General features: G+C 64.7%; 19 protein-coding genes, 1 pseudogene and 1 riboswitch. Of the genes and pseudogenes, 17 read left to right on the forward strand and 3 right to left on the reverse strand.

The features are described 5' to 3' along the window. Positions 1-50 precede the first annotated feature (50 nt). The 5 genes from C5F53_RS07755 to C5F53_RS07775 all read left to right on the forward strand — a co-directional run bounded on the left by C5F53_RS07755 (position 51) and on the right by C5F53_RS07775 (position 7,738). A complete protein-coding gene (locus C5F53_RS07755) occupies positions 51-1,784 on the forward strand; it encodes an alpha/beta hydrolase (RefSeq protein ID WP_105260781.1) in 1,734 nt (577 codons plus the stop codon). A gap of 30 nt (positions 1,785-1,814) precedes the next feature. After that, positions 1,815-2,993 (forward strand): acetyl-CoA C-acetyltransferase, encoded by a 1,179-nt coding sequence (locus C5F53_RS07760; RefSeq protein WP_105260782.1) that lies wholly within the window; start codon positions 1,815-1,817, stop codon positions 2,991-2,993. A gap of 96 nt (positions 2,994-3,089) precedes the next feature. After that, positions 3,090-3,827, forward strand: a complete 738-nt coding sequence (phbB, locus tag C5F53_RS07765) for an acetoacetyl-CoA reductase (RefSeq protein WP_105260783.1) — start codon at positions 3,090-3,092, stop codon at positions 3,825-3,827. Between the two features lie 192 nt (positions 3,828-4,019). Beyond that, positions 4,020-5,312, forward strand: a complete 1,293-nt coding sequence (locus C5F53_RS07770) for an HD-GYP domain-containing protein (RefSeq protein ID WP_105260974.1) — start codon at positions 4,020-4,022, stop codon at positions 5,310-5,312. Beyond that, a complete protein-coding gene (locus C5F53_RS07775; protein ID WP_105260784.1) occupies positions 5,309-7,738 on the forward strand; it encodes an EAL domain-containing protein in 2,430 nt (809 codons plus the stop codon). The genes C5F53_RS07770 and C5F53_RS07775 overlap by 4 nt, the downstream gene beginning before the upstream one ends. Here the strand turns inward: C5F53_RS07775 and C5F53_RS07780 are convergent. From C5F53_RS07780 to zapB, 3 genes are all read right to left on the reverse strand, one after another. Further along, on the reverse strand, positions 7,735-8,550 hold the full coding sequence (locus tag C5F53_RS07780; RefSeq protein ID WP_105260785.1) for a sulfite exporter TauE/SafE family protein: 816 nt from the start codon (positions 8,548-8,550) through the stop codon (positions 7,735-7,737). The two genes, C5F53_RS07775 and C5F53_RS07780, sit on opposite strands and share 4 nt — an antisense overlap. A 242-nt stretch (positions 8,551-8,792) precedes the next feature. Continuing rightward, the gene (locus C5F53_RS07785) at positions 8,793-9,137 is read right to left on the reverse strand and encodes a cell division protein ZapA (RefSeq protein ID WP_105260786.1); all 345 of its coding nucleotides are present in this window, start codon (positions 9,135-9,137) and stop codon (positions 8,793-8,795) included. Further along, entirely contained in the window at positions 9,134-9,358 is a 225-nt protein-coding gene (gene zapB / locus C5F53_RS07790) for a cell division protein ZapB (RefSeq protein WP_105260787.1), read from the reverse strand. Before zapB ends, C5F53_RS07785 begins: the two co-directional genes overlap by 4 nt. Before the next feature lie 36 nt (positions 9,359-9,394). Continuing rightward, positions 9,395-9,633: riboswitch (cobalamin riboswitch) on the forward strand. A 71-nt stretch (positions 9,634-9,704) separates the two neighbouring features. Between zapB and C5F53_RS07795 the strand changes: the two genes are divergently transcribed. From C5F53_RS07795 to C5F53_RS07845, 12 genes and pseudogenes are all read left to right on the forward strand, one after another. After that, a complete protein-coding gene (locus C5F53_RS07795) occupies positions 9,705-11,555 on the forward strand; it encodes a TonB-dependent receptor domain-containing protein (RefSeq protein WP_105260788.1) in 1,851 nt (616 codons plus the stop codon). A 5-nt stretch (positions 11,556-11,560) separates the two neighbouring features. Then, complete coding sequence (locus C5F53_RS07800) at positions 11,561-13,003, forward strand: cobyrinate a,c-diamide synthase (RefSeq protein ID WP_105260975.1); 1,443 nt, start codon at positions 11,561-11,563, stop codon at positions 13,001-13,003. Beyond that, positions 13,000-13,848, forward strand: coding sequence for an ABC transporter substrate-binding protein (locus C5F53_RS07805; protein WP_105260789.1), 849 nt, complete (start codon positions 13,000-13,002; stop codon positions 13,846-13,848). The genes C5F53_RS07800 and C5F53_RS07805 overlap by 4 nt, the downstream gene beginning before the upstream one ends. After that, complete coding sequence (locus tag C5F53_RS07810) at positions 13,845-14,429, forward strand: bifunctional adenosylcobinamide kinase/adenosylcobinamide-phosphate guanylyltransferase (RefSeq protein ID WP_105260790.1); 585 nt, start codon at positions 13,845-13,847, stop codon at positions 14,427-14,429. The genes C5F53_RS07805 and C5F53_RS07810 overlap by 4 nt, the downstream gene beginning before the upstream one ends. Then, positions 14,426-15,430 (forward strand): ABC transporter substrate-binding protein, encoded by a 1,005-nt coding sequence (locus C5F53_RS07815; protein ID WP_105260791.1) that lies wholly within the window; start codon positions 14,426-14,428, stop codon positions 15,428-15,430. Before C5F53_RS07810 ends, C5F53_RS07815 begins: the two co-directional genes overlap by 4 nt. Further along, complete coding sequence (locus tag C5F53_RS07820; protein WP_105260792.1) at positions 15,427-16,506, forward strand: iron ABC transporter permease; 1,080 nt, start codon at positions 15,427-15,429, stop codon at positions 16,504-16,506. Before C5F53_RS07815 ends, C5F53_RS07820 begins: the two co-directional genes overlap by 4 nt. Further along, positions 16,503-17,303 (forward strand): annotated as a pseudogene (locus C5F53_RS20315) (ABC transporter ATP-binding protein); the annotation flags it as partial. The gene C5F53_RS07820 and the pseudogene C5F53_RS20315, both read left to right, overlap by 4 nt. Before the next feature lie 24 nt (positions 17,304-17,327). Continuing rightward, the gene (gene cobO, locus C5F53_RS20320) at positions 17,328-17,897 is read left to right on the forward strand and encodes a cob(I)yrinic acid a,c-diamide adenosyltransferase (RefSeq protein ID WP_201740822.1); all 570 of its coding nucleotides are present in this window, start codon (positions 17,328-17,330) and stop codon (positions 17,895-17,897) included. A 4-nt stretch (positions 17,898-17,901) separates the two neighbouring features. Next, on the forward strand, positions 17,902-18,756 hold the full coding sequence (locus tag C5F53_RS07830) for an ABC transporter substrate-binding protein (RefSeq protein ID WP_236635291.1): 855 nt from the start codon (positions 17,902-17,904) through the stop codon (positions 18,754-18,756). Between the two features lie 14 nt (positions 18,757-18,770). After that, positions 18,771-19,841, forward strand: a complete 1,071-nt coding sequence (cobW, locus tag C5F53_RS07835) for a cobalamin biosynthesis protein CobW (RefSeq protein WP_105260794.1) — start codon at positions 18,771-18,773, stop codon at positions 19,839-19,841. A gap of 18 nt (positions 19,842-19,859) precedes the next feature. Next, the gene (gene cobN / locus C5F53_RS07840; protein WP_105260795.1) at positions 19,860-23,678 is read left to right on the forward strand and encodes a cobaltochelatase subunit CobN; all 3,819 of its coding nucleotides are present in this window, start codon (positions 19,860-19,862) and stop codon (positions 23,676-23,678) included. Next, on the forward strand, positions 23,675-24,742 hold the full coding sequence (locus C5F53_RS07845) for an ATP-binding protein (protein WP_105260796.1): 1,068 nt from the start codon (positions 23,675-23,677) through the stop codon (positions 24,740-24,742). The genes cobN and C5F53_RS07845 overlap by 4 nt, the downstream gene beginning before the upstream one ends. Positions 24,743-24,762 lie beyond the last annotated feature (20 nt).

The following is a 24,762-nucleotide window of genomic DNA, read 5'->3' on the forward strand; positions in this document are numbered from 1 at the left end:
TTGCCATACTTGGGCGTTAGACTAGAGACACTAATTCCGAAGGTGATGGCGTGACCCAACCCAATTCCGACTTTTTGGCCCAGGCAACGCAACAGTTTCAGCAGGCATTCACCCAGAGCTGGTCCAAGGCGCTGGAGTCCTTCCAGGGTTTGGACCTGGGGTCTGCCGGCGCGGGCTTCCCCGCGATGTCTGAAAAACCACCCGAAATCCATTTCGCCCCCGAGAAACTGCAGGCCCTGCAGCAGCAGTACCTGCAAGAGGCCATGGGCCTGTTCAGCGAAGGCCTGAGCCACCCGACGCAAGCCCCCGCCAGCACCGACCGCCGCTTTGCCGCGCCCGCCTGGGGCGACAACCCCGTCGCTGCTTACGCCGCCGCGGTCTACCTGCTGAACGCCCGCACGCTCATGGGCCTGGCCGAGGCCGTGGACGCCGATGCCAAGACCAAGAGCCGCATCCGCTTTGCCGTTGAACAGTGGATGGCCGCCGCCGCGCCCAGCAACTTTTTGGCCTTCAACGCCGAAGCGCAGAAGAAAGCCGTTGAGACCAAGGGCGAGAGCATTGCCAAAGGCATGAAGAACCTGGTGCACGACATCCAGCAGGGCCACGTGTCCATGACGGACGAGAGCCTGTTCGAGGTTGGCAAGAACGTGGCCACCACAGAGGGCGCCGTGGTGTTCGAGAACGAACTCTTCCAGCTCATCGAATACAAGCCGCTCACGGCCAAGGTCTACGAGAAACCGTTTTTGCTGGTGCCCCCGTGCATCAACAAGTTCTATATCCTCGATTTGCAGCCCGAGAACTCGCTGATCCGTTACGCGGTGGAGCAGGGCCACCGCACCTTTGTGGTCAGCTGGCGCAACCCCGACGCCACGCTGGCCCACAAGACCTGGGACGACTACATCGAGCACGCCGTGATCCGCGCCATTGGTGTGGCCCAAGACATCAGCGGCTCGCCCACCATCAACGCACTGGGCTTTTGCGTGGGTGGCACCATGCTGGGCACCGCGCTGGGCGTGCTGGCTGCGCGGGGTGAAAAACCCGTGGACAGCGCCACCTTCCTCACCACCTTCCTCGACTTTTCGGACACCGGCATCCTGGACGTGTTCATCGATGAGAGCTTCGTCAAATACCGCGAAGGCGAGCTGGGCAAGGGCGGCCTCATGAAGGGTCAGGACCTGGCCAGCACCTTCAGCTTTTTGCGGCCCAATGACCTGGTGTGGAACTACGTGGTGGGCAACTACCTCAAGGGCGAAACCCCGCCGCCGTTTGACCTGCTGTACTGGAACAGCGACAGCACCAACCTGCCTGGCCCGTACTACGCCTGGTACCTGCGCAACACTTACCTTGAAAACAACCTGGTCAAGCCCGGCAAGCTCACCGTCTGTGGTGAAAAGCTGGACCTGCGCGCCTTGGACATCCCGGTCTACATCTATGGTTCGCGCGAGGACCACATCGTGCCGATTGGCGGTGCCTACGCCTCCACCCAGGTGCTGCCGGGTAAGAAACGCTTTGTGCAGGGCGCATCGGGCCACATTGCCGGTGTGATCAACCCACCGGCCAAGAACAAACGCAGCCACTGGATCCGTGCGGACGGCAAATTGCCCAAGACGCACGCACAGTGGCTGGAGGGCGCGACCGAGCATGCCGGCAGCTGGTGGACCGACTGGTCCCAGTGGCTCAAGGGCCATGCTGGCAAGCAAATTGCTGCGCCCAAGAGCTATGGCAAAGGCAAGTACAAAGCCATAGAGGCGGCTCCTGGGCGTTATGTTCAAGCCAAAGCTTGAGTTTTTGATTCACTAAGAAGGAGACACCTGATGGAAGACATCGTTATCGTTGCTGCAGCCCGTACTGCAGTTGGAAAGTTTGGTGGCTCACTCGCCAAGACCCCCGCCACCGAGCTGGGCAGCATCGTCATCAAAAGCCTGCTGGAGCGCAGCGGCCTGCCCGTGGACGCCGTGGGCGAACTGATCCTGGGCCAGGTGCTGGCGGCCGGTGTGGGCCAGAACCCCGCACGCCAGGCGGGCATCAAGTCTGGCCTGGCCAAAGAGACGCCCGCACTCACCATCAACGCCGTCTGCGGCTCCGGCCTCAAGGCCGTGATGCTGGCGGCCCAGGCGGTGGCTTGGGGTGACAGCGAGATCGTGATCGCCGGTGGCCAGGAAAACATGAGCGCATCGCCCCACGTGCTGCTGGGCAGCCGCGACGGCCAACGCATGGGTGACTGGAAGATGGTCGATACCATGATCACCGACGGCCTGTGGGACGTGTACAACCAGTACCACATGGGCATCACCGCCGAAAACGTGGCCAAGGCCAACGGCATCACCCGCGAACAGCAGGATGCGCTGGCGCTGGGTAGCCAGCAAAAGGCCGCTGCGGCGCAAGAGGCCGGCAAGTTCAAGGACGAAATCGTGCCGGTGAGCATCCCCCAGCGCAAGGGCGACCCCATCGTCTTTGATGCTGACGAGTTCATCAACAAGAAAACCAATGCCGAAGCCCTGGCCGGCCTGCGCCCCGCGTTTGACAAGGCCGGCAGCGTGACTGCGGGCAACGCCTCTGGCATCAACGACGGCGCGGCCGGCGTGGTGGTCATGACCGCCAAGAAGGCGGCGGCTCTGGGCCTGACACCTTTGGCCCGCATCGCCAGCTTTGGCACCACCGGTCTGGACCCCGCCCTCATGGGCTTGGGCCCCGTGTCCGCCACCCAGCGTGCCCTGGCCCGCGCGGGCTGGAAGGCGCAGGACGTGGACCTGTTTGAGCTGAACGAAGCCTTTGCCGCACAAGCCTGCGCGGTGAACAAGCTGCTGGACATCGACCCCGCCAAGGTGAACGTGAACGGTGGTGCCATCGCCATCGGCCACCCCATCGGCGCGTCTGGCGCCCGTATCTTGGTAACGCTGTTGCACGAAATGCAGCGCAGCGGCGCCAAGAAGGGCGTGGCCTCGCTGTGCATCGGCGGCGGCATGGGCGTGGCTTTGGCGGTGGAGCGATAGTTCGCCAAAAAATTATGAAATGGGCTGCTAGCCCACGTAGAGTAATCGCTAGCAGCTCCTGTTTTTATAGCAAGTAAAACTAGACAAGGAGTCAACATGACACAAAAAGTAGCGTACGTCACCGGCGGCATGGGCGGCATCGGGACCGCCATCTGCCAGCGCCTGCACAAAGATGGCTTCAAGGTCATCGCCGGCTGCGGCCCCACGCGTGACTTCACCAAGTGGCTGGATGAACAAAAGGCGCTGGGTTACACCTTCTACGCCTCGGTTGGCAATGTGGGCGATTGGGATTCCACCGTGGAGGCCTTTGGCAAGACCAAGGCCGAGCACGGCACCATCGACGTGCTGGTGAACAACGCCGGTATCACCAAAGACCGCATGTTCCTGAAGATGACGCGCGAAGATTGGGACTCGGTGATCGAGACCAACCTGAACTCCATGTTCAACGTGACCAAACAAGTGGTCGCCGACATGGTGGAAAAGGGCTGGGGCCGCATCATCAACATCTCGTCGGTCAACGGCGAAAAAGGCCAGGCCGGCCAGACCAACTACTCGGCTGCCAAGGCCGGCATGCACGGTTTCTCCATGGCCTTGGCGCAAGAGCTGGCGACCAAGGGCGTGACTGTGAACACCGTGAGCCCAGGTTACATCGGCACCGACATGGTCAAGGCCATCCGCGAAGACGTGTTGGCCAAAATCGTGGCCACCGTGCCCGTCAAGCGTTTGGGTGAGCCGTCCGAAATCGCCTCCATCATTGCCTGGCTGGCGTCTGATGAAGGTGGCTACGCCACGGGCGCCGACTTCTCGGTCAACGGTGGTTTGCACATGGGCTGATGCCCGCCATGCCCCGGCATCGACCGGGGCTGCGCCTGAGGGCCCGCTTCGGCGGGCCTTTTGCATGGTGTGCCTTCGCCACCGCTGTTACACATATACAAAAACTGCAGTCCTAACTGGGTTTTTTCCCTCTGTACGTGGGGTATGCTCAGCACACTTGACAGACGCAAGGCGCATCGCAAGCAACTGAATATGACTATTGAAGATTCCGTTTGGGTAGATATAAAGCTGCTGCGCGTCGGGCTTTATATTGAATTGGATGTGGGCTGGATGTCCCATCCCTTCCCCACGGGAAGCTTCAAGATCAGCTCGCACAAGCAGATCGAGACCCTGCAGAGCCTGGGTCAGCCCCGCATCCGCTGTATTCCCTCCAAGAGTGACCCCGATCCCGCTGCAGAGCAGGAAGCCGCGCGCGCGCGCGCACAAACGGCCGCACTGGACGAACGCCAGCTCGCGGCCCTGCGTGAGAAAGAACAGCGCCGCCTACGCGCAGCCGCCTTGGCAGCACAGGACCGCAGTCTGGTGGTGTGCGAGCGCCGTTTCGGCGAATCGGTGCGCCTGTACCGTAAGGCACTGGACCAGGTGCAGACCCAGCCCAAAGTAGTGGCCGAGCAATGCCAGGCCATGGTGGGCACCTATGTGTCTGAGTTGTTGGACCATGGGGAGGCCTCCATTCGCCTGCTCTCCGAGGCGGCGGGCGACAAGTCCTCCATGCACCCGGTGAACGTGACCATTGTCTCGCTGCTGCTGGGCAAGGCCATGGGCTTGCAATCGGGCGAGCTGCAGGACCTGGGAATGGCCGCCTTTTTGCATGACATTGGCAAAGTCAATGTGCCCGACCGCGTGCGCTGGGTGGAAGAAAACTTTTCTACTGCCGAGTACCGCATGTACCAGGAGCACGTGGCCCAGGGCGTCAACCTGGCCCGGGCCATGGAGCTGCGCCCTGGTGCGCAACTAGCCATAGCCCAGCACCACGAGCTGGCCGATGGCAGTGGTTTTCCGGCCCGCATCAAGGGCGATGCCATGTCGGTGGCCGGCCGCATTTTGGCGCTGGTGAATCGCTACGACAACCTGTGCAACCCCAGCCGCCCGGCCACGGCGCTCACGCCGCATGAGGCGCTGTCGCTGATCTTTGCGCAACTCAAGACCCGTTTTGATGCTGCCGCCCTGAGCGCCTTCATCCGCATGATGGGGGTGTACCCACCGGGTTCGGTGGTGCAGCTCATCGACGACCGTTACGCCATCGTGGTGTCGGTTAATTCGGCGCGTCCGCTCAAGCCCCGCGTGATCGTGCACGAACCCAGCGTGCCCAAGCACGAGGCCTTGATCCTGGACTTGGAATACGCACCGCAGCTGGGTATCCGGCGCAGCCTCAAACCCGCCAATCTGCCTCCGTCGGCGCTCGATTACCTGGCACCGCGCCAGCGTATCTGCTATTTCTTCGAACAGGCTCCAGACCCCGAGTCGCCTGAACCTGTGGCATGACCGAAGAGGGCCTGGCGGGGCTGCTCGACGGCACGCTGGACGCCATCTGGCTCGTAGACCCCAAGAGCCTGCGCATCACCGCAGTCAACCCCGCAGCAGCCACCTTGGTGGGCATGGCTGCAGAGGCGCTGGTGGGCATGCCGGCCATTGCGCTGGCGGTCACCCCTGAGGACATGTTTTTCTGGGAAGACGTGGCCGCGGGGCTGGCCCATGGAATCCACTCCAACGCCTTGCTGCGTGGTGGGGATGGGGATGCGATTGCCGTAGAGCGCAAGGTCAGCCGGATCTGGCTCAGCCCGGATATACCTTGCTACTTGGTGGCCCTGCGTGACTTGCGCGCTGAAAAGGCCGCCGAAGACACGCTGGAGCACCGTGTGTCCGAACTGAGCGCCACGCTCGAATCCACCGGCGACGGCATTTTGGTGACCGATTTGCAGGGGCAGGTGCGCAACTTCAACCGGCGTTTTACCGAACTCTGGTCACTGCCCGGGGACGCACAGCAACCCCCAGCCCGGGATCAATTGCCTGGCTATTTGCAGACCCAGGTGCTGGACCTGGATGCCTACCTGGCGGCTGAGGGCTTGTTGCTAGCCGACGAAACCCTGGAGCGCGTGGACGTGTTGAGGCTGCGCAATGGCAAAACCCTGGAGCGCCGCAGCGTGCCCCAGCGCAGCCGCCACCGCGTGCGCGGACGCGTTTTTTCGTTTCGGGACATTACGGCCCAGGTGTTGTCCGAGAACCAGTTGCGCCTGGCGGCCAAGGTCTTCGAGTCCAGCCCTGAGGCGGTGTTCATCACCAACGCCGCGTTCGAGGTCGTACAGGCCAACCCCCGCTGCACCGCCCTGGCGGGCCATTTGCCTGGGCGTTTGTTGGGTACCTCCGCCAAGCAGTTCTTCCACGACCCTGCACGCCCCCAGCTGTTCACCCACATTGAGTTGGCGCTGCTGGCCAACGGTTTTTGGGCCGGTGAGGTGTGGCGCACGCGTGATGACGGCGCAGTGGCCGTGGAGGTGTCTTGGGTGGCCTTGCACGATGTGCAGGGCCAGATGACCCACACGGTCGGTTTTTTCAAGGACATGACCGAGCGCCTGGAAGCGCAGCGCCGCATCGAGAAGCTGGCCTACCGCGACGTACTCACCGGCCTGCCCAACCGCCTGTTGCTGGGGCAGCGTGTGGAGTTTGCGCTGCGCCTGGCGGAGCGCGGTGGTGGCCACTTTGCCATCCTGTTCATTGATCTGGACCGCTTCAAGAACATCAATGACTCGCTGGGCCACGCCTTTGGCGACCGCGTGCTGATGGAGGTGGCGGACCGCATCCTGCACTGCATGCGCGATGTGGACACGCTGAGTCGCATGGGCGGCGACGAGTTCGTGGTGTTTTTGCAGGACGCCGATGCCATGGGCGCCGAGGTGGCTGCGCGGCGCATTCTGGAGGCACTGAATCAGCCGTTTCTGGTAGATGCCATGAACTTCTCTTTGAGCTGCAGCATCGGTGTGGCCATGTACCCGGCCGATGGTCGCACGCTGGACGATCTGATCAAGTGTGCCGACACGGCCATGTACCGCGTCAAAGAGCGCGGCCGGGGCAACTTCCGCTTCTACCAGCCGCAGATGAATGTGGACCTGCTCTCGCGCATGAAGCTGGACCACGCCATGCGCCGCGCCATGGAGTCGGGCCTGTACCGCCTGCACTACCAGCCCCAGGTCGCCCTGGACGATGGCCGCCTGCTGGGCGCAGAGGCGTTGGTGCGCTGGACTGACCCCGAGCTGGGCATGGTGTCACCCGCCACCTTCATTCCGCTGGCCGAGGAGTCGGGCTTCATCATCACGATTGGCAGCTGGGTGATGCAGGAGGCGGTGCGCCAAGCTGCCGTCTGGCAGCGTGCCGGGCGGCCGCTGGTGGTGTCGGTCAACGTGTCGGCCCTGCAGTTTCAGCAGCCCGATTTTGTGGAGCGCGTGGCGGCTTGTATTGCCGATGCCGAACTGACCCCCGCGCTGCTGGAGTTGGAGCTCACCGAGTCCATCCTCGTGCAGGATGCCAATGAGGCGTTGGCCCGCCTGCATGCGCTGGCAGGGCTGGGCGTGAGCCTGGCGATTGACGACTTTGGCACCGGCTACTCCAGCCTGGCCTACCTGAAGAAATTTCCCATCTCCAAGCTCAAGATCGACCGTACCTTTGTGATGGGCCTGCCTGAGGACGAGAGTGACCGCGCCATTGTGGGTGCCACCGTGGCCATGGCACGGGCGCTGAAGCTGTCGGTGGTGGCCGAGGGGGTGGAAACCCAGGCGCAGTGCGACTACCTGCGGGAGCTGCAGTGTGCGTCGTTTCAGGGATTCTTGTGTTCGCCCGGGCTGCCGGCGGCCGAGTTTGAGGCGCTGGCCGCGCGATTGTTGCCACCACCGCTGCCAGGGGCCTTGGGCTTTTAGCCGCTCAGGCCCTTGTAGAGCATGTAGGCGGCCAGCAGGTAGAGCACCATGGCAAAGGTGCGCTTGAGTTTGGCAATCGGCAGGCGGTGTGCGGTGCGGGCGCCCAGCGGCGCGGTGAACACACTGCAGCTGGCAATCAACAGCAGGCCCGGCAACCACACATAGCCCAGCGACCAGTCTGGCAGCCCCGGCACCTGCAAGCCGCCCAGCACATAGCCCGTGGTGTTGGCCAGCGCAATCGGAAATCCCAGCGCCGCGCTGGTGGCTACGGCGTTGAGGATGGGCACGTTAAACGCCACCATAAAGGGCACGCTGACAAAACCACCGCCCGCGCCCACCAGGCCCGACAGGAAGCCGATCACGCTGCCCGTGGCGGTGAGCCCCACCACGCCCGGCATCTGCCGGCTGGGCTTGGGCTTCTTGTCCAGAAACATCTGCGTGGCGGAGTAGCTCACAAATGCGGCAAACAGCAGGGCCAGCGTGGTGCCCTTCAGCAGGGCAAACACGCCGAGGCTGGCCAGCGCACCACCCATGACGATGCCGGGCGCCAAGCCCTTGACCAGGTTCCAGCGCACGGCGCCACGCTGGTGGTGGGCGCGCACGCTGGAAATGCTGGTGAACATGATGCTGGCCATGGAGGTGGCAATCGCCATCTTGACCGCCAGATCCGCCGGGACGCCGCGGGCCGAGAGGATCAGCGTCAGAAATGGGCCGATCAGCATGCCGCCGCCTATGCCCAGCAGCCCCGCCATGAAACCGGTGGCCAAACCCAGGGTGACCAGTTCGGCAATCAACAAAGGTTCCAGGGTCATGGTGGGTGCGCGAGGGAAGCGTGGAGCGAGAGATAAGGTGTCTGCGGTGTGATCCACCGGACCGTCACCCTAAACCGAAGTTTAGGTGGGCGAGGTCAGCGCTGGCTTTGGGTTCATCTAACGCGAGATGATCACGCTAGCTAGGCAATGTTCCAAGCCCGGGCTCAATGAGCATTGGTTCAGGAAATATAAAGCCCGGCAGCACCGCAGACAGTTGCAATTGTAGGCCTTGGTGGCCGACTTCAGAGCAAACGACCGTCTTCTCCGAGTGCGGCGTCCAGGCGTTCCAGCAGGGAGTTCAGCAGCAGGCTGCCGTCGCCCGCGGGGTTGCTGGCTGCGCTGGCGGCTGCAGGGGCCGTTTCGCTGGGGGTGGGGGCCACCGCAGCGGGGCGTTCGGACAGGTCAAAGGCCAGGTTCAGTGCGGCCAGCACGGCAATGCGGTCGCGTGCCCGCACCTTGCCGGCGTCGCGGATCTTGCACATGGCGGTGTCCACACGTTCCACGGCTTCCAGCAGTCGAGCGTCGCCGCCTTCGGGGCAGCCCAGCAGGTAGCTCTGCCCCATGATTTGAACTTCAAGCTGTTTCATGTTGCGTCTTTTTGCGTGGCCAGGGCGTCGGGCAAACGTTCCAGCAGCGCATCGACCCGGGCCCGTGCGGCGTTGAGTCGCGACTTAAGGGCGTCGCGCTCATGGGTCAATGTCTCCACCTGCGAAGCGAGCAGGGCATTGGTGCGCTGCAGCTCCTCGTAGCGCACCAGCAGGCGCTCCACGCGTTCGGCAATTTGGTCGATGGGGGTCTGGTTCGACATAGAAGCCGCATTGTAGGGTGCGTGCAAGCTGGGGCAGCGTAAAATGCGCGGGTTGGTGCTCGCGGTGTGGTTCACACGCCGCAGTTCAACGGGAAGCAGGAGGGTGTTGCTGTGCAACAGCGAACCTAACCTGCGCTGCCCCCGCAACGGTAAGTGGACGAGCCCGCGAGCTCCGCTTCCATCACGGCCACTGAGCGTTTTCGAACACGCGCTTGGGAAGGCGATGGAGGTTGCATCCACCAGCCCGGATACCGGCCAACACGGTGTAGGTGCGCCTGGCGCGCCTGCGTGACGCCCATGCCCTGGCGGGGAAGCCGGGGAGGGCTTCTGTTCGGATTCTTGTTCCATGAAATTGTGTGTGTCTTGGGTGCGCCTTGCCGTGCTTGCTGCCGCGTGGCCGCTGTGCCTGCTTGTGCAAGCGCAAGAGGCCGCGCCGCGCGTGCTCAAAGAGGTGGTGGTCACCGCCACCCGGGTAGTGCAGCCCCTGACCGATGTATTGGCGGATGTGTCCATCGTGGACCGTGAGGCGATTGAACGCAGCGGTGCCGCGGCCCTGCCTGATGTGTTGCGCGGCCTGCCCGGTGTGGAGATGGTGCGCAACGGCGGTGCCGGCGCCGCCACCTCGGTCTACCTGCGTGGCGCCGAATCGCGCTTTACCGCGGTGTATGTGAACGGCGTACGCATGGATTCGCAGGCCACCGGCGGCGTGTCCTGGGAGGCGATTCCGCTGGCCCAGATCGAGCGGGTTGAGGTGCTGCGCGGACCGGCTGCTGCCGTGTACGGTTCTGACGCGTTGGGCGGTGTAATTCAGATCTTCACGCGCCAAGGGGATGGAGGCTTCTCACCCTCGGTCAGCATGGGGATGGGCAGCTACGGTACGTCCAAACTGGACCTGTCGCTCAGTGGTGGTGATGCGCAGTGGGACTACGCCCTGGGCTTGGGCACCGAGAGCAGCAAAGGCTTCAACGCGCGCGTGCTGGCCAGCCAAAACCCCGACGACGACGGCTACAAGAACGACTCCGCCAGCCTGCGCTTGGGCGCTGCCTTGATTGCCGGGCACCGTCTGGAGGCCAGTTTTCTGGGCAATGACCAAAATTCCCAGTACGACAGCACCGGTGTGGTGGACAACCGCAACCTGCGTCGGCTGCAGGCCACCGGGTTGAACTGGGCCGGGCAATGGAGTGAGGCCTACCGCACCACGGTGAGTGTCAACGAGTCCCTGGAGCGTTACGAAACGATTCCCAGCCCGTACGCGACCACAACCCATCTGCGGGGTTACCTGCTGCAAAACGAATGGCGCAAGGGAGCCAACCTGCTCACCGCCACGCTGGAGCGCCGCGAGGACCAGCTCAATAACGCCAGTACCACGCCGCGCGACACCAGCCGCTTTCAGAATGCGCTGGCCCTGGGTTATGGCATGGCGGGCGAGGTGCATTCGGTGCAAGCCAATATCCGCCAGGACCAGGACAGTGAGTTTGGCCCGCAAAACACCGGCAGCTTGGCCTATGGTTATGCCATCACACCCCAATGGCGCGTCACGGTGGCAGGCAGCACGGCATTTCGGGCGCCCACGCTGTACCAGCGCTTCAGCGTATACGGCACCGCCGATGTGTTGCCCGAAACCAGTCGCAACCAGGAGCTGGCATTGCGCTACCGCCATGGCGTCACAGAATTCGGCGCCACGGTGTACCTCAACGAGGTAACCAATTTGATCACCTACACCTCGCGCACGGGCAACTGCATCAACAACAAGCCCCCCGTGGCACTGGCTTCACGGGGGTGTTACCTGAATACGGCGCAGGCACGTTATCGGGGGGTGACTCTGTCCGCCAAGTCCGTGGTGGCCGATGTGCATTGGCATGCGTCCCTCGATCTGCAGGACCCCCGCGATGGGGTCACTGGCGACCTGTTGGCCCGCCGTGCCACGCACCATGCCGTTGTGGGGGGGCACACCCGTTGGGGCGCCTGGTCCTTCGGGGCAGACGCACAGTTGTCCTCGTCGCGTTATGACAAGGTTCCCAACGCGACCGTGCTGCCCGCCTATGCGCTGCTCAACCTGTCGGCCACGCGCCCGTTGTCGCCCCAGTGGAGTGGGCTGCTGCGCGTGGACAATGTGACCGATGCAACGTACCAATTGGCAGACACCTACGCCACTGCAGGCCGCACGCTGTATGTCGGTCTGAAGTGGGCACCCTGAACACCATGCACACCACCGCCACCTGCCCCGCCATCCTGATTGCCGCGCCCGCCTCCGGGCAGGGCAAGACGACGGTTACGTCGGCATTGGCGCGCCTGCACACGCGCCAGGGGCGGCGGGTGCGGGTGTTCAAGTGCGGGCCGGATTTTCTGGACCCCTGCTGGCACGCGCTGGCCAGCGGTGCGCCGGTCTACCAGATGGACTTGTGGATGACGGGCGAGGCCGATTGCCGTGCACGCCTGCATGCCGCGGCGCTGGAGGCGGACCTGATCATTGTGGAAGGCGTGATGGGCCTGTTTGACGGCGAGCCCAGTGCGGCCGATTTGGCGCAGCGTTTTGGCCTGCCGGTGTTGGCGGTGGTGGATGCCTCCGGCATGGTGGGCACCTTTGGCGCGTTGGCCTTTGGCCTGCAGCATTACCGGCCCGATATGCCATGGGCTGGTGTGCTGGCTAACCGCGTGGCCAATGCGCGCCATGCGGGCATGTTGCAGGCCAGCGTGGCAGAAGACCAGTGGTTGGGTGCGGTGTTGCGCAATGCGACCATGGCCTTGCCCAAGCGTCACCTGGGCCTGACGGTGGCTACCGAGGTGGTGGACGCCATGGAGCGGCTGGACGCGGCGGCTGATGCGTTGGCTGCTACGCGGCTGGGGCAGATGACGTTGGAGGATTTGCAGCGCTGGGCCGTTGACTTCGCTGCTGCTGAAGTTCCCCTTCCTATTACGCCAGGCGGCTGGGTGGCTGAGCGTTCTGCTGCGTGTCCCCCGCCCGCTTTGCGGTCTCCTCCTTTACCTCCACAAAACGCTCTGCCGTCCAGCCGCCTTCCCTTGCTTGGCAAGACGGTTGCCGTCGCGCGTGATGCGGCCTTCTGTTTTATCTACGCGGCCAATCTCGACACGCTGCGCGCGCTGGGTGCCGACCTCGTGTTCTGCTCGCCGCTGGTCGATACGGCTTTGCCCGATTGCGACGCGCTGTGGATTCCCGGCGGCTACCCCGAGTTGCATGCCGAAACGATTGCTGTGAACACCGGCTTCAAGAACAGCCTGGCTGCCCACGTGGCCGCCGGCAAACCGGTGTGGGCCGAGTGCGGCGGCATGATGGCCTTGTTTGACACGCTGGTGACCCTGGACGGCCAGCGCTACGCGCAGTGGGGTGTGTTGCCGGGTGAAGTGACCATGCAAAAGTTGTTGGCCGGTTTGGGGCCGCAGCAACTGTCACTGGAGCGCGGCACCTTGCGTGGCCATACCTTCCACTACTCGACCACGGCCACACCTTTGGAGCCGGTGGCCCGGACTTCTCGCCCCGCTACGGCACCCACGCCTACACCGGATGCTGGCGAGGCAGTGTGGCAAGTGGGCAGCGTGCGCGCCAGTTACTTCCATGCTTGGTTTCCATCCTGCCCCGAGGCGGTGGTGGAGTTATTCACTGCGCCGGTTGAGGTAACTGCATGACGGATCTGCTGCACTTCAGCCCCGGCCCGCAGCGCATCGTCTGCCTGACCGAGGAGACCACTGAATGGTTGTACCTGCTGGGCCAGGAGGCGCGCATTGTCGGCATATCGGGCTACACCGTGCGGCCCAAACGTGCGCGGGACGAGAAACCGCGGGTCAGCGCGTTCCTGAGCGCCAAGCTCGACAAGATCATGGAGTTGCAGCCCGACTGCGTACTGGGTTTTTCTGACCTGCAGGCTGACATTGCGGCGGAGCTGGTCAAGCGCGGCGTACAGGTCACCATCTTCAACCAGCGCAGCGTGGCCGAAATTTTCTCTATGCTGTTTCAGCTGGCCGCCATGGTGGGCGAGGCGGAGCAGGGCGCGCAGCGCATAACGCAGATGCAGGCCGATTTGCGTGCCATGCAGGCGGCCGTTGCCGCCAAGGTGGCAGCAGGTGCGCGCCGGCCCAAAGTGTTTTTTGAAGAGTGGGACACGCCCCGCATCAGCGCGATCCGCTGGGTGTCGGAGCTGATCGGCATTGCCGGGGGCGACGATTGCTTTCCTGAGCTGGCGGCTGAGTCGCTGGGCAAGAACCGCATCATTGCGGACGGCGCCGAGATCGTACGCCGCAACCCAGACATCATTTTGGGCTCTTGGTGTGGCAAGAAATTCCGGCCCGAGAACGTGGTGGCGCGTGAGGGATGGGGCGCGGTGAATGCGGTGCGCCACCAGCAATTGTTTGAAATCAAGTCGCCCGACATCCTGCAACCCGGCCCTGCGGCGCTGACCGATGGCGTGGCCAAGATGCACCAGATCATCCTGCAGTGGATGGACGCAGACCAAGCCGGAGCATTCCAGCCATGAGTGCCATGACGATTGCCAAAAGCGAACTGATTCTGGGCGGCCAGAAGAGCGGCAAGTCGCGCCGCGCCGAGCTGCTGGCGCGCCAGTGGCTGGACCAAAGGTTGGGCCACCGCGCCGTGCTGATTGCCACCGCCCAGCCCTGGGACGACGAGATGCGTCAGCGCATCACTCGTCACCAGGTCGACCGTGCCGAGCGTGTGCCCGGCATGGCAACCGTGGAAGAACCGTTGGCACTGGCCGAGGCGATTCAAAAGCACAGCCAGCCCGACACGCTGGTGGTGGTGGACTGCCTGACGTTGTGGTTGACCAATCGGTTGATGCCTGCGGAATATGAGTCAAATCAGCCTCTGGACCTCGTGGATATTGCGCAAACAGCTCCTCTTTTGATAGCAATTTCCCAAGCCCCCGGCCCTGTGGTGTTGGTGGGCAACGAGATTGGCTTGGGCGTGATCCCCATGGGGCGCGAGGTGCGCGCCTTTGTGGACGCGTTGGGTCGCCTGAATCAGGACGTGGCCGCCACCTGCCAGCGCGTGACGCTGATGGCCGCTGGCCTCCCATTGACGTTGAAGGATGCGGCATGACGCAGTACCAACTTGCCAGTCTTTTGCGACTCTGTGCGCTGCGAAGCGGCGGAGCGCTGGGGCGTTTTGCGCAGGTAAAGGAGGAGCCTGCAAAGCGGGCGGGGGACACGGAGCAAAACGTCCCGGTGCTCCGCCGCCTGGCCGGGTTGGCCATCGCGTTGGCGTGCCTGTTTGCCGGAGCCGCCCACGCCTTGCAGGTCACAGACGACCGCGGCGTCACCGTCACGTTGCACGCCGCGCCCCTACGCATCGTGAGCCTCTTGCCCTCGCTGACCGAGACCGTGTGCGAACTCGGCCAGTGCCATCGCCTGGTCGGTGTGGACCGGTATTCCAACTTCCCGGCCAGTGTGCAAAAGCTGCCCCAGGTGGGCGGCGGGCTGGATCCGAATATCGAGATGATCGTGTCGCTGAAGCCTGATGTGGTGCTGATGGCCACCTCGTCGCGCGCGGGCGAGCGTTTGCAGGCGCTGGGCATCAAGGTGGTGGCACTCGAACCCAAACGCCATGCCGATGTGCAGCGCGTGATGTTGAAGCTGGGCCAGTTGCTGGAAGTCCAAGATGCCGCCCGCATCTGGCGAGCGATTGACGCCGGTGTCTCTGCCGCGGCCCAGTCGCTGCCAGACCATGTGCGCGGCACGCGGGTGTACTTTGAAGTCAACCAGGGGCCATATGCGGCGGGCGAGTCGTCCTTCATCGGCGAAACGCTCACGCGCCTAGGCGTCAAAAACATCGTGCCCGCCAACCTCGGCCCCTTCCCCAAACTCAACCCCGAGTACATAGTCCGTGCCAACCCCGACCTGATCATGATCGGCCAGCGCAGCGCCGATGGTCTGACGGCGCGGCCCGGCTGGCAAAACATTCGCGCGCTGCGCGAGCAGCGGGTCTGCATCTTTCCACCCGACGAAGCCGACATGCTGGTGCGGCCCGGCCCGCGCATGGCGGAGGGCGCACGCCTCATGGCCAAGTGCCTGAGCACCAAAGCCCCGGGAGCCAAACCATGATGCCCGCGCGCGTTTTCTGGCTGGTCTGGGCTGGTGTGCTGGGCGCATTTGCGCTCACAGCGCTGGGCATCTGTGTGGGCAGCGCCGGGCTGGAAAACCTGATTGGGCCGCTACTCAACCCCGCGCAAGACCCGCAGCAGACCGCCATGGCGCAGCAAATCGTCTGGCAGATCCGCCTGCCGCGCACGCTGGGAGCCTGGGCCGCGGGGGCCTTGCTGGGGCTGGCCGGTGCGGTAGCACAAGGCCTGTTTCGCAATCCGTTGGCTGACCCGTATCTCCTGGGCAGTGCTTCCGGTGCCTCGCTGGGCGTCGCGCTCGCGCTGGCCGCTCTGGGCGGCGGTGCGGGCATGTTGGGTGGCAGCATGATGAGCGGTGGTGTGGCGGTCAGCGTGTTCTCCAGCAGCCTGTGGGTGCGCGTGGGGTTGACCGGTGCCGCGTTTCTGGGCGCCGTGTTTGCGGTGATGCTGACGCTGGTGCTCTCACGCGGCGTGGGTCACACCTTGCGCCTGCTGCTGGCCGGTGTGGTGGTGGGTGTGGTGCTGGGCGCCATGACGCACCTGGTGCTGCTGTTCTCGCCCGAATCGCTGCAAGCCATGCAGGCCTTCATGCTGGGCTCCACGGCCTTTGTGGGCTGGACGTCGTGCGTGCTGATGGCCAGCGTGTGGGCCGTGTGTGTGTTGGCAGCGTGGTTGCTGGCGCATGTGCTCGACGGGCTGAGCCTGGGCGACGCCACCGCCGTCAGCCTGGGCCTGCCCGTAGCGCCCATGCGTGCCGCGCTGGTGGCGGTGCTGGCGCTGGCCACGGGCACTGCCGTGGCGCAAACCGGTTTGATTGCTTTTGTCGGCCTGGCCGCACCGCACCTGGTGCGCTCGGTGGTGAAGACCACGCACGCGCACCTGATGCTGCTCTCCAGCCTGATGGGTGGCGTGCTGCTGATGGCGGCAGACACGCTGGCGCGCGGGCTGATTGCACCGCAGGAGTTGCCCGTGGGCATGCTCACTGCAGTGCTGGGCGGTGGCTACCTCTTGTGGCTGATGCACCGCAGCAGCAGCCTGGGTGGAGGGCGTGCAGCATGACAGGCGCTACCAAAAACATAGCTATCTGCGCACAATCCATCGAGGTTAGCCTCGGGAATGGTTTGCAAGGGGGCTTGCAAAAACAACCCATCCTGCATGGCATCAGCCTGGACATTGCAGCCGGAAAGTGGACCAGCATCGTCGGTCCCAACGGTGCTGGCAAATCCACTTTGCTCAAGTGCCTGGCCGGCGTGTTGCCGCATAGCGGCAGCGTCAGCCTGCTGGGTCAGCCGCTGCAAAGCCTGCCGCACCGCGAGCGCGCCCGCCAACTGGCCTGGCTGGGCCAGAACGAAACTTCGGCCGACGATTTGACCGTTTGGGACGTGGCCATGCTGGGCCGCTTGCCGCACCAGGCCTGGCTGGCACCGCCCAGTGCCGCCGACCACGCCGCCGTAGAACAAGCCCTGCGCGCCACCCGCGCGTGGGATTGGCGCCAACGCGCGCTGGGCCAACTGTCCGGCGGCGAGCGCCAACGCGTGCTGCTGGCGCGTGCGCTGGCGGTGCAGGCCCAGGTGTTGCTGATGGACGAACCGCTGGCCAATCTAGACCCGCCCCACCAGGCCGACTGGCTGGACGTGGTGCGCGCGCTGGTGGCCCAGGGCAAGACTGTGGTCAGCGTGCTGCACGAGATCACCATGGCACTGCAGGCCGACACGATGGTGGTCATGGCCGCTGGCCGCGTGACCCACCAGGGCGCGTGTGCCGACCTGGCTACGCACCGCGCCATGGAAGACGTATTCGACGGACGTATTGCCGTTCACCCCGTACAGGGGCAGTGGATTGCGCTGCCCAAAGTGTCCCAACCCCCCAAGAGGGCTCCCATGCAAATCGAAACTCCACCGGTCGACTACGAACGTGTCATCCCCACAGCCGAGCGCCGCGGCCTCATCATGGTCAATACGGGCCATGGCAAGGGCAAAAGCACGGCCGCGTTTGGCATTGCTCTGCGCGCGCATGGCCGCGGCAAAGCTGTCAAGGTCTACCAGTTCATGAAGGTGCCGACCGCGCGTTTTGGCGAACACCGCTTGTTCGAGCAGCTGGGCATTCCCATCGTAGGCCTGGGCGACGGTTTTAGCTGGAAAAGCAAGGACCTGGACCACTCGGCCCAGTTGGCGCTGGATGGCTGGGCCAAAGCCGAGGCGACGATCCGTGCGGGTGAACACTTCATGGTGGTGCTGGACGAAATCATGTACCCGCTGCGCTACGGCTGGATTCCGCTGGAAACCATCGTGACCTGCCTGCGCGAGCGCCCGCCGCATGTGCACGTGGTGTTGACGGGCCGCAATGCGCCGGGCGAGCTGGTGGACTTGGCGGATACGGTGACGGAGATGACCTTGGTCAAGCACCACTTCAAAGCCGGTGTGCCCGCGCAGCGTGGCATTGAGGATTGACGTTTTGTTGATTTCGCTTGTATCCCGCTGGCGCCTTGTGCTGCTGCTCCTGGCACTGGGTGGTCTGGCCCATGCGCAGCAGCCATTGCGCATCGTCACACTCGCCCCCTCATTGACCGAGGCCGTGTGTGCGCTGGGGCGTTGTGCGCAGCTGGTGGGGACGGACCGCCACTCCACTTGGCCCGCGTCGGTGCAGGCACTGCCCAAGGTGGGCGGACTGGAAGACGCGCAGATCGAGCGCATTGTCACGCTGCGGCCCAACCTCGTATTGCTAGGGCCGCGCAGCCGCGCGGGCGAACGCCTGCAGGCGCTGGGCGTACCGGTGCTCATGCTGGACGCGCGCACCCATGCCGATTTGAAACGCATGCTGGTCAAGTTGGGCGACACGCTGGGCGAGCCCGCCCGTGCTACCGAGTTGATCGCCCGTCTCGATGGCGAGTTGGACACGGCTGCCGGCCGCATGCCCACCGCTTTGCGTGGGCGCACCGTGTATGTGGAGGTGGGCGCAGGATCGTCCGCAGCCAGCGAGAAAAGTTTTATTGGCGAAACCGTGGCCAAGCTGGGCCTGGTCAATGTGGTGAGCAGCGAGCTGGGCCTGTTCCCCAAGATCAACCCCGAGCTGCTGCTGCGCCGCCCGCCAGACATCATCATCGGCCCGCGTGCCACACTGGCCAACTTGACCGATCGCCCCGGCTGGAGTGCATTGCCGGCCGTGCGCCAGCAGCAGCTGTGCCTGCTGGACACCGAACGTATGGACCTGCTGTCACGCCCCGGCCCGCGCCTGGCCGAGGCCGCACAAATGTTGGTGGAGTGTCTGAAGGCACTGCCGCCGCGTGAATCAACCCGTTCATTTTCTTGACCCGAAAGACGCTTATGCAAACCCGAAAAATCCCCGCCACCATCGTCACCGGCTTTCTGGGCAGCGGCAAGACCACGCTCTTGCGCCACCTGCTGGCCAACGCGCAAGGCCGTCGCATCGCCGTCATCGTCAATGAGTTTGGCGAGCTCGGCATTGACGGCGAGCTGCTGCGCGGCTGCGGCATTGGCTGCGACGAGAACGGTGAAGAAAACGGCCAGCTGTACGAACTGGCCAACGGCTGCCTGTGCTGCACCGTGCAGGAAGAGTTTGCCCCGGTGATGGAAAAGCTGGCCGCACGCCGCGACCAGATCGACCACCTGATCATCGAAACCTCGGGCCTGGCGCTGCCCAAGCCGCTGGTGCAGGCCTTCCAGTGGCCCGCGCTGCGCAACACCTTTACCGTGGACGCCGTGGTGACCGTGGTAGACGCGCCAGCCGTGGCCGCCGGTGACTTTGCCGACGACCCCGTGGCCGTGGACGCTCAACGCCGTGCCGACGACAACCTGGATCACGACTCGCCGTTGCACGAGCTGTTTGAAGACCAACTGGCCACGGCCGACCTGGTGGTGGTGCACAAGACCGATGGCGTGACGCCCGCGCAACTGGTGGACGTGGAAGCCGCTATCCGCGCCGAAACCATGCCCGGCGTGAAGCTGGTGCATGCCCAACATGGCCGCATTGACATTGACGTGCTGCTGGGCCTGCAGCGCGCGGTCGAAGACCAGATCGATGCGCGCAAGACCCACCACGACGAGGAAGAAGACCATGACCACGATGCCTTTGATTCGGTGCAGGTGGCGCTGGACGTGACCAACCGTGATGCATTGCTGGCTGCGTTGCGCGATGTGGTGGGGCGCCATGAGATTTACCGTGCCAAGGGTTTTGTGGCCTTGCCCGGAGTGGCCATGCGCCTGGTGGTGCAGGGCGTGGGCACACGGTTTGACAGCTACTTTGACCGCCCCTGGCGTCCCGATGAAGCGCGCCAATCGCGTCTGGTACTGATTGGTTCTGAACTCAATGCAGCGGTGTTGCAGGCGGAGTTGAGCGCGGCACTGTCCGCATCGTCGACACCCGTCGCCGCCTAACGTACTGAGAAGCTCAACATGCATTTGCTCTCCACCCGCCCCGGCGGCCACGTGGAAGACGGAGGCCAGGGCGTGGTGCGCGTGGAGCAAACGCGGGGTGACATCGTGGTGCTCAGCGCGGCCGACACCACGCTGTCGCTTCTGGCCGATGCAGCGCAGCAGTTGCCCGAGGGCTTTCCTTCCGTGCGTTTGGCCAACCTGATGTGGTTGCGCCAGCCCGCGTCAGCCGATATGTATGTGGACGACGTGCTGCAGCATGCGCGCGTGGTGGTCATCGACCATCTGGGCGCGGCCAGCGACTGGGCCTATGTAGTGGAGCGCGTGCGCGATCTGGCCCGCGCGCGCGGCCAGTGGCTGGCGCTGTTTTCGGGCGACGCCTTTGAAGACATGCAACTGCTGCTGCGCAGCACCGCCGCGCAGGAAGACTGCCGCCAGCTCTGGCGCTGCCTGCGCGAGGGTGGCCGCGACAATGCGCGCGGCTTTTATGAGCTCATCGGCCATTCCGCTTTTGGCCTGGGCGAGCGTCCCGCGCCGCCCGTAGTGCTGCCGCCGGCCATGGTCTACGCATCCCCGGGTTCCCCGGCGTGGCAGGTCGGCGCGCCCGTGGCGCTGCTGGTGTTCTACCGTGCCCATGTGCAGGCCGGCAACACCGCCGTGTTTGACGCCATGCTGGCCGCGCTGCACGACCAGGGCCTTAACACCGTGGCCGTGGCGGTGGATTCGCTGAAGAATCCCACCAGTTTGGCGCTGCTGCAGTCGCTGGCCGCGCAGCACGGTGTGGGCGTGGTGCTCAACGCCACAAGTTTTGCCATCACCGCACTCGATGGCGACGACGTAGACAGCGTAGACGGTGCGCAGATGGAGCCGCTGGCGGGCGATGTCCCGGTGCTGCAGCTCATCACCGCCGGCTGTGCGCAAGAGCAGTGGTTGGCCGACCCGCATGGCCTGGCGCCGCGCGACTTGGCCATGCAAGTGGTGCTGCCCGAGGTGGATGGCCGCATCGGCACGCGCGCTATCAGCTTCAAGGGCCTGGCCTGGCGCTGCGAGCGCACTGAGGTGGACGTCGTGCGCTACCAGCCCGAGCCTGAGCGCATGGCCTTTGTGGCCGAACTGGCGCGCCGCTGGTGCACGCTGCGCAACAAGCCGAATGCCGACAAGCGCGTAGCGCTGATTTTGGCCAATTACCCCAATGACGACTCCCGCCTGGCCAATGGCGTAGGGCTGGACACGCCGGCCTCTACCGTGGCCTTGCTGCGTGCCATGCAGGATGCGGGTTACGCCACGGGCGCTTTGCCCGAAAGTAGCGATGCGCTGATGGCTGCGTTGGTGGCCGGTGTGACCAACAACCTGGACGCCAACGATATGCGTCCTGCCAGCCAAAGCCTGGCGATGGACGACTACCTGGCAGACTTCAACCGTCTGGATGCCGCCAACCGCGATGCGGTGAACGCGCTGTGGGGATTGCCGGAGCAGGACCCCATGGTGCGCAGTGGCCGTTTTATGGTGTCGGGCCAGCGTTATGGCAACGTGTTCGTCGGCAACCAGCCCGCGCGTGGGCGTGACCTCGATTTGGTGGCGACCTATCACGATGCCGACCTGGTGCCCACGCACAACTACCTGGCCTTTTACTTTTGGCTGCGCCGCCAGTTTGCGGTGGACGCCGTGGTGCATGTGGGCAAACACGGCAATCTGGAGTGGCTGCCCGGCAAAAGCGTGGCGCTGGGCGCCAACTGCTGGCCCGATGCCATCCTGGGCCCGTTACCGCACCTGTACCCTTTTATCGTCAACGACCCCGGCGAAGGCAGCCAGGCCAAGCGCCGCACGCAGGCTGTGATCATCGACCACCTGATGCCGGCCCTGACGCGTGCCGAGACCTACGGCCCGCTGCAAAAGCTGGAGCGGCAGATGGACGAGTACTACGAGGCCCTCTCCTTGGACCCGCGCCGCGCGCAGCGCTTGCGCGGTGACATTCTGGACCGCGTGCTGACGGAGAACCTGCACATCGACTTAGGGTTTGCCAAACCCGCCGATGACGCGGGCCGTGAGGCGCTGCTGCAACGGTTGGACGCGTACTTGTGCGAAATCAAGGAATCGCAGATCCGCGATGGGCTGCATATTCTGGGCAGTTCCCCGCAGGGTCGCCAGCAGATCGATACGCTGGTGGCGTTGGCGCGTTTTCCCGGTGGCACGGCGGCCGGACAGCGTAGCTTGCTGGTGGCGCTGGCGAAAGATTTGCAGCTGGAGGGTGTGGATGGATTTAGTGCGCTGAGTCCGGAGTGGGCGGCACCGTGGAGTGGCCCATTCCCAGCTGTACTGCAAAGTGTGAGTGCGGAAGCCTGGCGCCATGCGGGCCATACACGCGAACGGCTGGAGCTGTTGGCGCGTCGGTGGGTGATGGACCACGTGGTGGGCGACCAAGCATTCGATGCCGCGGTCTGGCCTCACACCGCCCCCGTGCTGCAGCGCATGCACGCCGTGCTGCGCCCGCGCCTGGACGCCTGCGGCCCGCAAGAAATTTTGCAGTGCCTGCGTGGCCTGTCGGGCCAGTTTGTGCCTGCTGGCCCCAGTGGTGCGCCATCGCGCGGCCGCCCCGATGTGTTGCCTACGGGCCGCAACTTCTACTCGGTGGACACACGCGCCGTGCCCACACAAACCGCCTATGCCATGGGTGCCGCGGCCGCCGAGCGCGTGATTGAGCGGCATCTGCAGGACCATGGCTGCATGCCAGGCCAAGTGGGCTTGTCGGTCTGGGGCACCAGCACCATGCGCACGGGGGGCGAGGACATTGCCCAGGCCTTTGCGCTGCTGGGCGTGCGACCCAAGTGGGCCGACGGCAGCAGCCGGGTAGTCGACATCGAGGTGTTGCCCATGAGCCTGAAAGGCCGGCCACGCGTGGATGTGACGCTGCGCGTGTCGGGCTTCTTCCGCGATGCCTTCCCCAATGTGATCGACCTGTTTGACACGGCGGTGCGCACCGTGGCTGCGATCAGCGAAGAAGATGAACCCGATGAGGTGAACCCAATCCGCGCCCGCGTGCGGCGCGAGGCGGCCGATGCACAGGCCAAGGGCCTGAGCGCCGAGGCGGCGGAACGCGAAGCCACCTGGCGCGTGTTTGGCCCGCGCCCCGGTGGTTATGGTGCCGGCCTGCAGGAACTCATGGCCAGCGGCCGCTGGAACGATGGTGCGGACCTGGCCCAGGCCTATCTGCGCGCCGGCGCCTTTGCCTACGGCCAAGGCGAGCACGGTGTGGCTGCGCGCGGCAGTTTTGAGCAACGCATCGCCGGGCTGGACGCGGTGCTGCACAACCAGGACAACCGCGAGCACGATGTGCTCGATTCGGACGACTACTACCAGTTCCAGGGCGGTATGGCGGTGGCCGTGCAAGCCCTGACCGGCGAAGCGGCTGCGCTGTACCACGGCGACTTCAGCGTGCCCGGTGCACCGCGCATCCGCACGCTGGGCGAAGAAGTGGCGCGCGTGGTGCGTTCGCGCGCCGTCAACCCCAAGTGGCTGGAGGGCGTGCGCCGCCACGGCTACAAGGGCGCGTTTGAGATGGCTGCCACGGTGGATTATTTGTTTGCGTTTGACGCCACCACGGGTGTGGTGGGCGACCACCAGTACGCGCTGGTGGCCGACGCGTATCTGCACGACGACATCAACCGCGCGTTCCTGCAACAACACAACCCCGGCGCGCTGCGTAGCATTGGCGAGCGCCTGCTCGAAGCCATGCAGCGCGGTCTGTGGGAAGCGCCGGGCGACCAGCGTGAACGCATTGAAGACCATTTGCTGGCGCTGGAGCGCCGCGTGGAAGAACACGGAGAAGGACCTTTGGTATGAGTACTCCCGCATTGAACATTTCCCTGGAGCCCGCCACGCGCGCGGCTTTTCCGTTCACCGCGCTGGTGGGCCAGCCGCAGTTGCAGCGTGCGTTGCAGCTCGCAGCCATCGACCCCGGCATTGGCGGTGTGCTGATCAGCGGCCCGCGCGGCACTGCCAAATCCACCGCGGCGCGTGCGCTGGCGGCGCTGCTGCCCGGCGCGCCCTTTGTCACGCTGCCACTGGCTGCCAGCCTGGAGCAACTGGTGGGCACGCTGAATGTGGAAGACGTGCTGCGCGATGGCCAGGTGCGCCTGGCGCCCAGTCTGGTGGCGCGTGCGCATGGCGGTGTGCTCTATGTGGACGAAGTGAACTTGCTGCCCGATGCGCTGGTGGATGCGCTGCTGGATGTGGCGGCCAGTGGCGTGAACACGGTGGAACGCGACGGCATTTCGCAGCAGCACGCCGCGCGTTTTGTGCTGGTGGGCACCATGAACCCGGAGGAGGGCGCATTGCGCCCGCAACTGTTGGACCGCTTTGGCCTGTCGGTGGCGCTGGCCAACCCGACCGATGCTGCGCAGCGCACGGCCATCTTGCGTGCGCGGCTGGACTTTGATGAAAACCCTGCTGCGCTAGGCGAGCAACACGCTGAGGAACAACGTGTCTTGAGCGCCGCGCTGGTGGCCGCACGCACCGCATTGCCGCGCCTGAGCTGGTCTGACGACGTGCTGCACCATGCAGCCGCCTGCGCAATTGCCGCCGGTGTAGACGGCATGCGCGCCGACCTGGTGATGCTGCGTGCCGCACGCGCATTGACAGCTTTGGAAGGGCGCAGCGAAGTGACCGTGGCCGACGTGGATGCCGTGGCTGAACTCGCGCTGGCGCACCGCCGCCCCGAAGGCAGTGCGGCGCAAGCGCCAAGCAACGCGAGCGCGCCCCAGCAGCCACAACAAAACCCGCAGCGCCTGCAAGACCAGCAAGCTGCCGCTCCCTCGCCCCAGGGTGACTGGGGCGCGCTGCCGGCCCAGCCCGAAGGCACGACCAAGGTGCAAAAAATCGCCGGGTGGCCGCCAAAAAAAGCCTAGGCCACCCCAGCCGCCGCCCG

The organism is Rhodoferax sp. TS-BS-61-7 (assembly GCF_002943465.1).
Lineage (GTDB): Bacteria > Pseudomonadota > Gammaproteobacteria > Burkholderiales > Burkholderiaceae_C > Allorhodoferax.